Below are 13,159 nucleotides of genomic sequence, written 5' to 3' on the forward strand. Positions count from 1 at the left end.
CTTTCTCCTAATTATTTACGCCATCAACGATGATGGTTACGTGGTTTGACCTTTTTCTAATTCGATGTGCTCTACCCTGAGGAGCAGCCTGAATTCTTTTCAGCATTCCTGCCTGACCTACTTCAATAGATTTTACTACCAATACCTCTTCTTCAAGAGATTTATCCTCATTCTTCTGCTCCCAGTTAGCAATAGCTGAACGCAAAAGTTTCTCAAGATAAATGGCAGCATCCTTTGGATTATGTTGCAATACATTTAGAGCCTTATTTACTTCAACTCCCCTTACAAGATCTGCAACTAATCTCATCTTTCTCGGAGAAATCGGACAGTTACGAAGTTTAGCTATCGCCAAATTCTTTTTGTCCTCTTTTAACTTCTCGGCTCTTAGTCTTTTTCTAGCGCCCATAGTCACTACAATTTTTTACTATCTTCTTTTATCTTTCTTATTACCACCGTGACCTCGGAAGTTTCTGGTTGGAGCAAACTCACCAAGTTTGTGTCCTACCATGTTTTCCGTCACGAAAACAGGAATAAACTTATTCCCATTGTGAACTGCAAATGTCATCCCAACAAAATCGGGGGTAATGGTTGAAGCTCTTGACCATGTCTTGATCACGCTCTTCTTTCCTGACTCTTGTGCCTCTTCCACACGTTTTGCCAACTTATAGTGAACGAAAGGCGGTTTTTTTAACGAACGGCTCATAAGCTACTTATTTCTTTCTTTTTTCAATGATAAACTTATTCGAATACTTGGTTTTCGAACGCGTCTTGTATCCTTTAGCTGGCATACCATTACGCGAACGAGGGTGTCCTCCTGACGAACGACCTTCACCACCACCCATCGGGTGATCAACCGGGTTCATCACAACTCCACGAACACGTGGACGACGACCTAACCATCTGCTTCGACCTGCTTTACCAGAAACAATAAGGTTATGCTCTGAGTTCGATACAGCTCCGATTGTAGCCATACACTCAACCAATACCATTCTAGTTTCCCCTGAAGGAAGCTTAACAATTGCATACTTACCGTCACGTGCATTCAGCTGAGCGTAAGTTCCGGCACCACGTGCAATTGCACCACCTTTACCTGGCTTCAACTCAATGTTGTGGATAACAGTACCCAACGGAATTTCAGAAAGCAACAATGCGTTTCCTACTTCAGGTGTTGCACCTTTTCCGGAAACTACTGTATCTCCTGCTTTCAATCCTTCGGGAGCGATAATGTAGCGTTTCTCACCATCAGCATAGTACAACAAAGCAATTCTTGCTGTTCTGTTCGGATCGTATTCAATCGACTTTACTGTAGCCGGAACACCTTGCTTGTCACGTTTGAAATCGATAACACGATAACGTTGTTTGTGACCACCACCGATGTAACGCATAGTCATACGACCATCATTGTTACGACCACCAGACTTTTTCTTGGCAGCCAACAAGCTTTTTTCAGGAGCACTTTTAGTTACTTCTGAAAAATCGCTGATGATTTTGTGTCTTTGCCCTGGAGTTGTAGGCTTTAATTTTCTAAGACCCATTTCAAATTTTCTTAAATGTTACTATACAAATCAATCGTTTCTCCTTCAGCAACAGTAACAATAGCTTTTTTCCAAACGCTGTTACGCTGCTCAACGATACCTCTGTTTGTGTACTTCACAGAAGGCTTTCCACCACCATAGGTTAATGTACGAACTGACTCAACAGTCACTCCGTACATCTTTTCGATGGCTTTCTTAATTTCAATCTTATTTGCCTTTCTATCCACTACGAAAGCAAAACGGTTGTTCAACTCACTGTCCAACGTAGCTTTCTCTGTGATAATAGGCTTTTTAATAATCGTGCTCATTTCGAATTAGTTTAATACCTTTTCAATTACTTCAATTGAGCTTTCTGCTAAAACTAGCTTACCGGCATTCATGATATCGTAAGTGTTCAACGAATCAGCTGTTACGACCTTAGCACGCTGAAGGTTACGTGATGACAAAAATACATTGTCATTCTTAGCTCCCATTACTAACAATACTTTCTGATCGTTCAATTTCAAATTCCCCATCAAAGCAACAAAATCCTTTGTTTTAGGAGTATCAAAGTTGAAATCTTCCAATACCATGATATTCTCTCCCTGTGCTTTGTAGCTCAATGCCGACTTACGTGCCAAACGCTTCAACTTTGTATTCAATTTGAAGCTGTAGTTACGTGGGCGAGGTCCGAAGATACGTCCACCACCAACACGAGTTCCGGATTTAACGCTACCTGCACGAGCTCCACCGGTACCTTTTTGTTTTTTGATCTTACGTGTACTTCCGGCGATTTCACTTCTTTCTTTCGCCTTGTGTGTTCCTTGACGACGGCTGGCAAGGTAATGCTTCACGTCCATGTAAATAGCATGATCGTTTGGCTCAATTCCAAAAACCTCGTCAGAAAGTGTTACACTTTTGGAAGTAGCTTTTCCTTTGGTATCTACAATCTTTAATTCCATTTCTCAATAATTACTGTTGAACCTTTTGGTCCGGGAATCGAACCTTTAACTACTAACAAATTCTTATCAGTCAACACTTTCAGAACTTGTAAGTTCTCGATCATTACTCGCTTGTTACCAGTCTGACCAGCCATGCGCATTCCTTTGAATACACGTGCAGGGTACGAAGCAGCTCCAATCGATCCAGGTGCTCTCATTCGGTTGTGCTGACCGTGAGTTGACTGACCAACTCCACCAAATCCGTGACGTTTCACAACCCCCTGGAACCCTTTTCCTTTTGATGTTCCTGTTACATCAACAAATTCTCCTTCTTCGAAGATGTCAACTGTAACAACATCACCAAGGTTTAATCCCTCGAACTCTTCAAACTCTACTAGTTTTTGTTTAGGCGTGGTGTTTGCTTTTTTGAAGTGTCCTTTCAAAGAACCCGGTGTGTTTTTTTCTTTACGCTCACCAAATCCTAACTGAACAGCCTCATAACCATCCTTATCTTGTGTCTTAACTTGCGTTACTACACAAGGACCAGCTTCTATCACTGTGCATGGTGTTGCCTTACCCTCGGCACTGTAGATACTAGTCATCCCGATTTTTCTACCAATTATTCCAGGCATCCTTTATTATTTAAATTATCAAACTTTAATTTCTACATCCACTCCACTTGGAAGCTCCAAACGCATCAACGCATCAACTGTTTTTGATGATGAACTGTAAATGTCCATCAGTCTGTTGTATGAACACAACTCAAACTGCTCACGCGCTTTTTTGTTTACGTGTGGAGACTTCAATACAGTATAAATACGCTTGTGCGTCGGAAGTGGAATTGGACCACTAACTACAGCTCCTGTAGCTTTTACTGTCTTTACGATTTTCTCAGCTGATTTGTCAACTAAATTGTGATCGTATGACTTTAACTTAATTCTGATCTTTTGGCTCATGCTACCTTTATATTAAGCAGTAATTTTTCCTTTAACTTTAGCAATAACATCCTCTGAAACGCTCTTCGGACATTCTTCATAGTGTGAGAATTCCATAGAGGAGTTCGCTCGTCCTGAAGTAATTGTACGTAATTGAGTTACATATCCGAACATTTCTGAAAGTGGAACATCCGCTTTAACTACTTTCGCTCCATTTCTGTCGTCCATCCCTTTAATCAAACCACGACGGCGGTTAAGGTCAGCAACAACATCACCCATGTTCTCCTCAGGAGTAACTACTTCAAGCTTCATGATAGGCTCCATAAGTACTGGTCTTGCTTTAGGCAATGCATTACGGTATGCCATTTTCGCACAGACTTCGAAAGACAATGAATCTGAATCGACAGCATGGAAAGATCCATCCTTCAACTCAACTTTCAATGAATCTACAGGATATCCTGCCAATACACCGTTAGACATTGCGTCTCTGAATCCTTTTTCAACAGAAGGGATAAATTCTCTAGGAACGTTACCACCTTTGATGCTGTTAACGAACTCAAGTCCTGATTTCGTTGGATCTTCCAATGGAGAGATTTCCACAACGATATCCGCAAACTTACCACGTCCACCAGACTGCTTTTTGTACACTTCACGGTGATCAACAGATCCTGTGATTTTCTCGCGGTAAGATACCTGAGGTGCTCCCTGGTTCACTTCCACTTTAAACTCACGTTTCAAACGGTCAACGATGATATCAAGGTGAAGCTCACCCATACCACTAATAACAGTTTGTCCGCTTTCTTCATCTGTATGAACACGGAAAGTAGGATCCTCTTCTGCAAGTTTCTGAAGACCTGTAGACAATCTATCTGTATCCGCCTGTGTTTTAGGCTCAATTGCCAATCCGATTACCGGATCAGGGAAGTCCATTGATTCCAATACGATTGGTGCATTCTCAGCACACAATGTATCTCCAGTACGGATATCTTTAAATCCTACAACTGCACCAATATCTCCTGCTCCAAGTTCATCAATCTGAATTTGCTTGTTCGCATGCATCTGGAAGATACGTGAAATACGTTCTTTGTTTCCTGAACGTGTATTCAATACGTATGACCCTGCAGGTAGTTTACCTGAATAAGCACGTACAAAACAAAGTCTTCCTACGTAAGGGTCTGTAGCAATTTTAAACGCCAAAGCCGAGAATGGCTCATCATAAGAAGGCTTACGCTCTGCCGGCTCATCTGTTTTAGGGTTAGTACCCTGAATTGCTTCCTGATCCATTGGTGATGGCAATAGAGCCATAACATAATCCAACATGGTCTGAACTCCTTTATTCTTGAAAGAAGAACCACATACCATAGGAATAATTTTTCCTGAGATAGTAGCCTGACGCAATGCTGTCAACATTTCTTCTTCCGTGATAGAGTTTGCATCCTCAAAGAATTTCTCCATCAACGTATCGTCGAATTCTGCAACCTGCTCTAAAAGCATTTCACGGTACATTGTTGCTTCTTCAACCAAATCATCAGGAATCGGAACTTCAGTAAAGGTCATTCCTTTATCTTCCTCGTTCCAAACAATACCTCTCCAGTTTACAAGATCGACAACCCCTTTGAAGTCATCCTCTGCACCAATAGGCAACTGAAGCGGAACTGCATTACTTCCCAACATTTCCTTAACCTGCTTAACAACATTAAGGAAATCAGCTCCTGAACGGTCCATTTTGTTAACGAATCCGATACGAGGAACATTATAGTTATCAGCCAATCGCCAGTTTGTTTCTGACTGAGGCTCTACACCGTCAACTGCTGAAAACAAGAAAACCAGACCGTCCAATACACGAAGTGAACGATTCACCTCTACTGTAAAGTCAACGTGTCCGGGAGTATCAATAATGTTAACGTGGTATTCGTTGTTTTTGTAAGGCCACTTTACTGTAACAGCCGCCGAAGTAATGGTAATACCACGCTCCTGCTCCTGCTCCATCCAGTCGGTTGTTGCTCCACCATCGTGAACCTCTCCGATCTTGTGACTCAATCCTGAGTAATAAAGGATACGCTCTGTTGTGGTTGTTTTACCCGCATCAATGTGGGCAGCAATACCAATGTTTCTTGTATGTTTAAGATCTCTTGCCATTTCTTTTCTTTTTTTTAGAATCTGAAGTGAGAGAACGCTTTGTTCGCCTCAGCCATTCTATGCGTATCTTCTTTCTTCTTGAATGCAGCACCTTCTTCTTTTGAAGCAGCAATAATCTCTGCAGCAAGTTTTGCACTCATCGATTTTTCATTTCTCTTTCGGGAAAAACTGATCAACCACTTCATCGCAAGTGACTGCTTACGGCTATCTCGAACAGGGGTAGGGATCTGGAAAGTAGCTCCACCAACGCGACGGCTACGAACCTCTACGTTTGGCGTTACATTATCCAACGCTCTTTTCCACACTTCCAAACCACTTTCACCTTCAAGTTTAGACTCTATAACATCAATTGCGTCATAAAATATTTTGAAGGCTAATCCTTTTTTCCCTGAATACATCAAGTTATTCACAAACTTTGTTACTACCACCTCGTTAAAACGCGGATCCGGCAGAATGGGAATTTTTTTCGCTTTTCTTCTTCTCATCTCTTAGAAAGCTTTAAATTATTTTTGTTTAGGTCTCTTTGTTCCATACTTAGAACGACGCTGTGATCTACCTTCCACTCCGGCAGTATCCTCAGCTCCTCGAACGATGTGATAACGCACACCAGGAAGGTCTTTTACCCTTCCTCCGCGAACCAACACCAATGAGTGTTCCTGTAAGTTATGACCTTCACCACCAATATAAGCGTTCACCTCTTTACCATTAGTGAGACGCACCCTAGCTACTTTACGCATAGCTGAGTTTGGCTTCTTAGGAGTAGTGGTGTAAACCCTTACACATACCCCTTTGCGCTGCGGACACGAATCCAAAGCAGCAGACTTGCTCTTCTTCACCGGTGCCGTGCGACCTTTGCGAACTAATTGTTGAATAGTTGGCATATTACCTCTTAACTTTTAATAATTACTATTTGCCTCAAAAACACATTTTGAGGGGTGCAAAGATAGAGAATTTTCGCTAGTACACAATAAATCAGTTGATTTTCTTTTGGTTTTTTCACAAGGGCTTGTGAAAAAACTTTCCTCTTTTTCAGACAAAGCATCATCCCAAACACATAAAACCCATGACAAACAAATAGTTACAACCCAAATGTTAATAATTAAACATTAAAAAACAAATATGTTTTTTATTTAACACTTAATCTTCGGGCTCCCAGCTACAAATATAATTAACTTTGTAATTATGGATTTTCTGAATGAGTTAAACCCAAACCAACTTGAAGCCGCTACACATGTTGACGGTCCGATGATGGTTATCGCCGGAGCAGGATCCGGGAAAACAAAGGTTCTTACCTATCGTATTGCCTATCTGATGGAAAAAGGGGTGGATCCTTTTAACATTCTGGCGCTAACCTTTACCAATAAAGCTGCGCGGGAAATGAAAGAACGGATCGCAAATGTTGTCGGTGAGAGTGAGGCACGAAATGTTACTATGGGTACGTTCCACTCCGTATTTGCTAAGATTCTTCGTTATCATTCAGACAAAATTGGTTATCCAAACAACTTTACAATATACGACAGTCAGGACTCAAGGAGTCTTTTAAAATCTATAATAAAAGAAATGGGATTAGACGATAAGGTCTATAAACCCGGCTTAGTACATTCCCGGATTTCATCCGCCAAAAACAACCTTATTTCTCCCCAACAATATGAAGCTAATGCAGAAATTGTAGGAGAAGATCGCATGAGCGGAAAACCAAAGCTCTTTATTATTTATAAACAATATGAAGCCCGCTGTTTCAAAGCAGGAGCTATGGACTTTGATGATCTTCTATTCAAAACCAACGTTTTATTGCGAGACTTTCCTGATGTCCTTAATTTTTACCAGCATCGCTTCCGCTATATTCTTGTTGATGAGTACCAGGACACCAATTACAGTCAGTATCTGATTGTAAAAAAACTAGCCGCTCTTTATGAGAATATATGTGTGGTTGGAGATGATGCCCAAAGTATTTATGCTTTCAGGGGAGCCAATATTGAAAACATACTCAACTTCAGAAAAGATTATCCGGATTATAAGCTGTATAAACTAGAGCAAAACTATAGAAGTACTAAAAATATCGTGGATGCTGCTAACAGCATAATCGCTCATAATAAGGATCAGATTAAGAAAAAGGTATGGACCCAAAATGAAGACGGGAATACAATAAAGGTATTACGCACACTCACGGATAATGAAGAAGGAAGAGTAATCTCTAACGCTATTTTCGAAGCAAAAAAGGCAAAGGGACTCGATTATAAAGACTTTGCAATACTCTACCGCACCAATGCGCAATCTCGTTCATTTGAGGAAGCACTTCGCAAACTAAATCTTCCTTATAAGATCTATGGAGGTTTATCTTTCTATCAACGAAAAGAAATAAAAGATATTATTTCGTACTATCGTCTTGCTGCAAACCCAAAAGATGAAGAAGCATTAAAACGTGTAATCAATTACCCAAGGAGAGGAATTGGAAATACCTCAATGGAAGAAGTCACCGCCGCTGCCAACCGCTATGGTGTTTCCATCTGGGAGGTAATCTCTGACTTTGAGACGTACCCTGTTTCTATGAATACGGCAGCGAAGAAAAAGATGCAGGCTTTCGCCACCATGATTACAAGCTTTGGGATTAAACTCGAAACTACTCCAGCCTTTGATCTTGCACAGGAAATAGCACAATCATCCGGGATACTGAAAGAATTATATGATGACCGTTCACCTGAGGGTGTTGCCCGCTATGAGAATATTCAGGAACTTTTAGCCGGTATCAAAGAATTCACAGTTTCTCAGGAAGAAGGTGTACTTGTTTCTTTGAGTGATTTCCTGATTGATGTTGCATTGTTAACAGATGCAGATAATGAAAGCGAAGAGGATAGAAATAAAGTCACACTAATGACTATTCACGCCTCAAAAGGATTGGAGTTCCCTTACGTTTATATTGTAGGATTGGAGGAAAATTTGTTCCCCTCACAAATGTCTCTTCATTCGCGTACCGAACTTGAAGAAGAAAGACGTCTTTTCTACGTTGCTCTAACCCGTGCCGAAACAAGTTGTACGTTGAGTTACTCCATGAGCAGGTACAAATGGGGACAGGCAACGACCTCAGAACCCAGTAGATTTATACAGGAAATTGACGATAAATTTTTACAGCACGAAAGCCCCTATGCCTCAGGTCCCGGAAAATCTCTTAATAACTCCGGTTTGTCTAAGCGATCTGTTTCATCAGGAGAAGCCAGTAGCATGGGAAGAACAGGGAAAATGACCCCACTTTCTACAGCTACTAAAAAAACAAATCCATCTTCGAATGCAACCAATGCAGCACTCAAAGTTGGATACAATGTTCAACACGAACGATTTGGAAAAGGCAAAGTGGTAAAAATTGAAGGAGCAGACCCCGACAAAAAAGTAACCGTATTTTTCCCAAAACACGGCCAGAAAGTTTTACTTATGCGATTTGCAAAATTGGAAATCCTGGATTAATCAATCCGAATCTTGAGGATACGAATTTCCTGTTCCCAATCTAATTGCACAAAGTAAAATCCAGTTTTCAGGTTTTCAGTAGGAATTGAAATACTCAAAGGAGTATGTGAATCTTCAATCAACTGAAAGAAAACCTCTTCACCTTTGGAGTTTGTTAGTGCCAAAGTGGCCCATCCCTGAATATCGCCGGTAATTCCAACCTCTATGGTTGACAGGCTGTCTATTACATCAACGGATAATGTAAGACTCCCATCTGTTTCAATTCGCGACGTAACACGGTTAATGACTTCATCCGATTCACCTCCACCCGGAAACACAGTGGTTTTTGCTTGTAGGTTCATACTCATTCCAAGGAGTAAAGCAAAGGCAATTTTCTTTTTCATTTGTCTTCTTTTGTTTTGACGCTGCAAATATACGTGCACAAAAAGTCGCAAATCAAGGGTAATCAACTCATTTAAAGAAGACTTAACCTTCCCCCCTCTCTATTAGGATTAGGGTAACACAAAAGTGATTTTATCATCACAATTTTTCTCTTTCCATATCGTTACCTGTACTATTTGGAATAATTCACCTAATTTCGCGTGAAATAAGAAATATTCATTTACATGCTACTAAGCCCCGGAACTAAATTATATGCAATTTGGTTAGGATTATTTCTGATTCTAACGGCTCCTTATCTCTGGGTTAAAAGCATGTTCATGGACGGGATGATTTATAGTGCTATTGCTCACAATTTATACCTTGGCAAGGGAAGTTTCTGGGACTTACAATTTACACAAACTCTGTATCCGCAATTCAACGAACACCCACCTTTAGCGATGTGGATTCAAAGTAAGTTCTATTTTCTATTAGGTGATAGCTGGGTAGTAGATAAATTATTTTCTCTTTTCACCTACCTTGTAATAGCACTACTTATTCGTGCAATCTGGCAACAACTTGGATTTAAAAAAGAGCTGGCCTGGGGACCTCTTCTATTATGGTCGTTTATCCCGGTTGTTTTTTGGGCGAGCGGGAACAATGTACTGGAGAACACGATGAGTATATTCCTATTATCGGCTGTTTTATTTCTCTTTCACTACGAAAAAAGCAATAATTATGGCTGGGTTATTCTCGCCGGAATTATGCTCCTGTTAGGTTTTTTAACGAAAGGATTTGTTGCGTTATACCCTCTCAGCTTTCCCTTCTTCAGTTATCTGATTCTGAAAAACAAACGTTTTTCTCAAATGCTCTTTACAAGTCTTTTGTTACTTCTAAGCGCACTTCTTCCACTTCTACTTCTGTACTTCTTTTCAAATGCTGCGCACACCAGTCTATCGACTTATTTAGATAAGCAGGTGGTAAGAAGTATCTCTTCCATACAGACTGTTGACTCCCGCTTTTTTATCCTAAAACGTTTTCTGTCAGAGTTGATCCCTCCTATCCTTATAGGGTTATTACTTTTCCTTTTTACCAGAAAGAGTTACCGTAAAATTGATTCTCTTCAAAAGAGAAATGCTCTACTTCTTATAGCAGTAGCACTCGCAGGCGTTTTACCCATTATGGTTAGTATGAAACAAAGTGGATTTTACATCTTAACAGTATATCCACTTATCGCGTTAGCAGGAGGGATTCTACTGAATTCGAGTTTTGAAAGCATCTTCCGTCAAATGAATACTTCCTTACTGAGAAGACGTGTTACTCTATTCCTCTCCGGAGGAGTACTCCTAACCGGTATACTATTCGTTGTTTCTTATTTTGGAACACCCGGAAAGGATAAAGACAAAGTCACTCCTCTTCCGGAGTTTATTACAGCAATTGGTAACGACAAAATGATCTCAGTATGTCCATCTATGACTGCTGATTGGGGGCTACATGCCTACTTCCAACGTTTTGGTTCAATAAGTCTTGATGCCAACCCGGAATTCAGGCATGACTTTCTTCTTATTGATCACTCGATCTGCGACCTTCCTGAAGATCCGATTTTCACACCTGTTCCGAACATATCGGATCGGTTCTTTCTATTCAAAAGAGAAATTCAAAACTAGAAAAGGAGCTACAAAAACTGCAACTCCTTTTCCTATCAACAATCAATCTACTATAGATTACTAATTGGCTTTAATTTCAAATTCTGTTCTTCTGTTTTCCTGACGTCCCTCTGCATTACCATTAGAAGCAATTGGTCGTGATGAACCATACCCCATAGCTGTCATACGGTCTGCAGCAACACCTTTTGACTTCAGATAGTTTACAACTGCCTCAGCTCGTTCCTGAGAGAGTTTATCATTCAATGATGCTGACCCTGTATTATCAGTATGTCCTGAAATCTCAATCTTTAAGCGAGGTACATCTTTCATTAACTTAACAAGACGTTCTAACTCGGCATTCGATTCACTTCTCAATGTAGATTTTCCAGTATCAAAGAAAATATTCCGTAGAGCAATTTTACTTCCTATTTTAATGTTTTTCAACCGGATTTCTTTATCTACCAGGTTATCAGCACTTCCGTTCGGGATGTCAAAATTCTCCGAATGGAATAAATAACCATCTGCTTTAACAGCGATACCATAATTTTTTCCTGAATTAAGAGAAATAATAAACTTTCCGGTCGCACTGTTCGTGGTAAAATTCTGAATAACCTTACCTGTAGCGTTATCCGTGATTTCGATCACAGCTTCCACTGCTTTTCCTGTCATATCATCCAGTGTTTTTCCTTTGAACACCGTCAAACTCTTCTTTTTAACTTCAACAGTAGCTTCTACCTCAGCATCTTTCATCGGCATAATAATTGATGCCAACAAGTAATCCTCTGTAACAACTGCAGGTTGTTTTTCCGGTCCCCAAAAAGTTACCTTATAAATATCAAATCCTCCAGCTCCTCCATCACGGTTAGAAGCGATATAAGCAAATTTACCATTAGCAGTTGAGGCGAAAAAGAAATCGTCATACGGAGTATTGATTGGGTATCCCATATTGACCGGCTTAGTCCATTGTCCGTTTACCTTTTTTGACACGAAGATATCGTATCCTCCCATGGACTCGTGACCTTCCGAAGCCATGTACATGGTTTCCCCATCAAGATGAAGAAAAACAGGTCCGTCGTGGAAACGGGTATTAACCGGACTCACCATAACTCCCATTCCAAATGTTTTTTCCTTAAACGACTCTACACCCGACACCATAATATCAAATCCGTTTGATCGGTTTGCATTATCCCTAGCATAATATACGCGGTAATTATCGTAATCATAGGATGCAAAACGCTCGTTTGCCTTCGAATTGATATTGTAATGCATTGCTTTGGGTTCTGACCAGTCCAATCCTCTCAGAAAAGTTTCATAAATATCAGATTGTCCACCATTATCGCGGTGAATAAGCATTTTTGTCCCGTCGTAATATAAGTTATTGGAAACCTCATCAGCAGCAGTGTTTACAGAACCTTTAAGCGGAAGAGCTTTCTGCCACTCTCCTTCAACAGAAGTCGAGCTATAGATATCCATATCGTATCCACCTATTTCATTCGGCGTATTCTTATTCGGACGGTTTGATGAAAAAACAATCTCGGCTCCATCTGTTGTAATTGAAGGGGCTATTTCATCGTACTCCGTATTTAAAACCGAAACATTGTCCACCCATGCTCTCAGTTCGTTTCTTTCGTACTGTTCTCCGTGCTTACATTGTCCTTTTCGTTGTGATACGAACTTCGAAAAGTTATCTGATTTCTTGTAATTATTCTCGAAAGTCTGAAACGATTTAACTGCTTCCTGGTATTTTCCCTGTAAGTGTAACATTACTCCTTTATAGTACGGAAGGAAAGGATCGCAGGCAGGATCAAGTTCATCTGCTTTTTGAATAAACGCAAATCCTTTATACGGCGAGGTGCTGTTAATATAACAAGCTCCTATTTTAAAGTTGAGTAGTGCATTATCCGGATTAAAAGTCTGTGCTTTTTCATACTCTTTCAATGCCAGATGAAAGTTAAAACCAGGTTCCCGGGTTTCAAAAATCGCCTGATTTGCCAACTCAAAATATGCATCTCCAGCTTTAATTGCCTCCGTAGCATTTTTAAATCCATCCTTATCATCCTTAAAGTTTCCGGATTTAAATTCAACATTTTGGGCATGTATTGTTCCTGCAAGAAGTAGTAGTACAGGAAATAATAGTTTATATTTTATCATGTCTTTGTTCGTTTTTG

At 40.3% G+C, this 13,159-nt stretch carries 14 protein-coding genes; 2 read left to right on the top strand and 12 right to left on the bottom strand.

The genetic code is table 11. From position 1 onward, the window contains the following. Positions 1-7: 7 nt before the first annotated feature. Genes rplV through rpsL form a run of 10 tightly spaced genes read right to left on the bottom strand, consistent with a single transcriptional unit; the run spans position 8 to position 6,410 of the window. Complete coding sequence (gene rplV / locus ABDZ97_RS15385) at positions 8-406, bottom strand: 50S ribosomal protein L22 (protein WP_343789757.1); 399 nt, start codon at positions 404-406, stop codon at positions 8-10. Between the two features lie 18 nt (positions 407-424). Further along, positions 425-703, bottom strand: coding sequence for a 30S ribosomal protein S19 (gene rpsS / locus ABDZ97_RS15390; protein ID WP_343789760.1), 279 nt, complete (start codon positions 701-703; stop codon positions 425-427). A gap of 7 nt (positions 704-710) precedes the next feature. Continuing rightward, a complete protein-coding gene (gene rplB, locus ABDZ97_RS15395; RefSeq protein ID WP_343789763.1) occupies positions 711-1,535 on the bottom strand; it encodes a 50S ribosomal protein L2 in 825 nt (274 codons plus the stop codon). 11 nt (positions 1,536-1,546) lie between these two features. Continuing rightward, positions 1,547-1,843, bottom strand: a complete 297-nt coding sequence (rplW, locus tag ABDZ97_RS15400; protein ID WP_343789766.1) for a 50S ribosomal protein L23 — start codon at positions 1,841-1,843, stop codon at positions 1,547-1,549. A 6-nt stretch (positions 1,844-1,849) separates the two neighbouring features. Then, positions 1,850-2,476, bottom strand: a complete 627-nt coding sequence (rplD, locus tag ABDZ97_RS15405; protein ID WP_343789769.1) for a 50S ribosomal protein L4 — start codon at positions 2,474-2,476, stop codon at positions 1,850-1,852. Then, entirely contained in the window at positions 2,467-3,087 is a 621-nt protein-coding gene (gene rplC / locus ABDZ97_RS15410; RefSeq protein WP_343789772.1) for a 50S ribosomal protein L3, read from the bottom strand. Before rplC ends, rplD begins: the two co-directional genes overlap by 10 nt. An 18-nt stretch (positions 3,088-3,105) precedes the next feature. Continuing rightward, positions 3,106-3,411: a 30S ribosomal protein S10 gene (gene rpsJ, locus ABDZ97_RS15415; RefSeq protein ID WP_343789776.1), complete on the bottom strand. Its 306-nt coding sequence runs from the start codon at positions 3,409-3,411 to the stop codon at positions 3,106-3,108. Between the two features lie 12 nt (positions 3,412-3,423). Continuing rightward, complete coding sequence (gene fusA / locus ABDZ97_RS15420; RefSeq protein ID WP_343789779.1) at positions 3,424-5,529, bottom strand: elongation factor G; 2,106 nt, start codon at positions 5,527-5,529, stop codon at positions 3,424-3,426. A gap of 14 nt (positions 5,530-5,543) precedes the next feature. Then, a complete protein-coding gene (gene rpsG, locus ABDZ97_RS15425) occupies positions 5,544-6,014 on the bottom strand; it encodes a 30S ribosomal protein S7 (RefSeq protein WP_343789781.1) in 471 nt (156 codons plus the stop codon). Positions 6,015-6,032: 18 nt separating this feature from the next. Further along, on the bottom strand, positions 6,033-6,410 hold the full coding sequence (gene rpsL / locus ABDZ97_RS15430) for a 30S ribosomal protein S12 (protein WP_343789784.1): 378 nt from the start codon (positions 6,408-6,410) through the stop codon (positions 6,033-6,035). A gap of 301 nt (positions 6,411-6,711) precedes the next feature. Between rpsL and ABDZ97_RS15435 the strand changes: the two genes are divergently transcribed. Continuing rightward, entirely contained in the window at positions 6,712-8,988 is a 2,277-nt protein-coding gene (locus ABDZ97_RS15435; RefSeq protein ID WP_343789787.1) for an ATP-dependent helicase, read from the top strand. On the opposite strand, the gene ABDZ97_RS15440 is transcribed toward ABDZ97_RS15435, so the two are convergent. Continuing rightward, complete coding sequence (locus ABDZ97_RS15440; protein ID WP_343789790.1) at positions 8,985-9,371, bottom strand: hypothetical protein; 387 nt, start codon at positions 9,369-9,371, stop codon at positions 8,985-8,987. The two genes, ABDZ97_RS15435 and ABDZ97_RS15440, sit on opposite strands and share 4 nt — an antisense overlap. 222 nt (positions 9,372-9,593) lie before the next feature. On the opposite strand from ABDZ97_RS15440, the gene ABDZ97_RS15445 reads away from it, so the two are divergent. Then, a complete protein-coding gene (locus ABDZ97_RS15445) occupies positions 9,594-11,012 on the top strand; it encodes an ArnT family glycosyltransferase (protein WP_343789793.1) in 1,419 nt (472 codons plus the stop codon). A 60-nt stretch (positions 11,013-11,072) separates the two neighbouring features. On the opposite strand, the gene ABDZ97_RS15450 is transcribed toward ABDZ97_RS15445, so the two are convergent. Further along, a complete protein-coding gene (locus tag ABDZ97_RS15450; protein ID WP_343789796.1) occupies positions 11,073-13,142 on the bottom strand; it encodes an OmpA family protein in 2,070 nt (689 codons plus the stop codon). Positions 13,143-13,159 lie beyond the last annotated feature (17 nt).

The organism is Wandonia haliotis (assembly GCF_039523435.1).
GTDB classification, from domain to species: Bacteria; Bacteroidota; Bacteroidia; order Flavobacteriales_D; family Crocinitomicaceae; genus Wandonia; species Wandonia haliotis.

Coding starts and splice junctions, on each gene's coding strand:
- rplD (WP_343789769.1), bottom strand. CDS start 2,476: ATGGAATTAAAGATTGTAGATACCAAAGGAAAAGCTACTTCCAAAAGT.
- rpsL (WP_343789784.1), bottom strand. CDS start 6,410: ATGCCAACTATTCAACAATTAGTTCGCAAAGGTCGCACGGCACCGGTG.
- rpsG (WP_343789781.1), bottom strand. CDS start 6,014: ATGAGAAGAAGAAAAGCGAAAAAAATTCCCATTCTGCCGGATCCGCGT.
- rpsJ (WP_343789776.1), bottom strand. CDS start 3,411: ATGAGCCAAAAGATCAGAATTAAGTTAAAGTCATACGATCACAATTTA.
- fusA (WP_343789779.1), bottom strand. CDS start 5,529: ATGGCAAGAGATCTTAAACATACAAGAAACATTGGTATTGCTGCCCAC.
- ABDZ97_RS15435 (WP_343789787.1), top strand. CDS start 6,712: ATGGATTTTCTGAATGAGTTAAACCCAAACCAACTTGAAGCCGCTACA.
- rpsS (WP_343789760.1), bottom strand. CDS start 703: ATGAGCCGTTCGTTAAAAAAACCGCCTTTCGTTCACTATAAGTTGGCA.
- rplB (WP_343789763.1), bottom strand. CDS start 1,535: ATGGGTCTTAGAAAATTAAAGCCTACAACTCCAGGGCAAAGACACAAA.
- ABDZ97_RS15440 (WP_343789790.1), bottom strand. CDS start 9,371: ATGAAAAAGAAAATTGCCTTTGCTTTACTCCTTGGAATGAGTATGAAC.
- ABDZ97_RS15445 (WP_343789793.1), top strand. CDS start 9,594: ATGCTACTAAGCCCCGGAACTAAATTATATGCAATTTGGTTAGGATTA.
- ABDZ97_RS15450 (WP_343789796.1), bottom strand. CDS start 13,142: ATGATAAAATATAAACTATTATTTCCTGTACTACTACTTCTTGCAGGA.
- rplW (WP_343789766.1), bottom strand. CDS start 1,843: ATGAGCACGATTATTAAAAAGCCTATTATCACAGAGAAAGCTACGTTG.
- rplV (WP_343789757.1), bottom strand. CDS start 406: ATGGGCGCTAGAAAAAGACTAAGAGCCGAGAAGTTAAAAGAGGACAAA.
- rplC (WP_343789772.1), bottom strand. CDS start 3,087: ATGCCTGGAATAATTGGTAGAAAAATCGGGATGACTAGTATCTACAGT.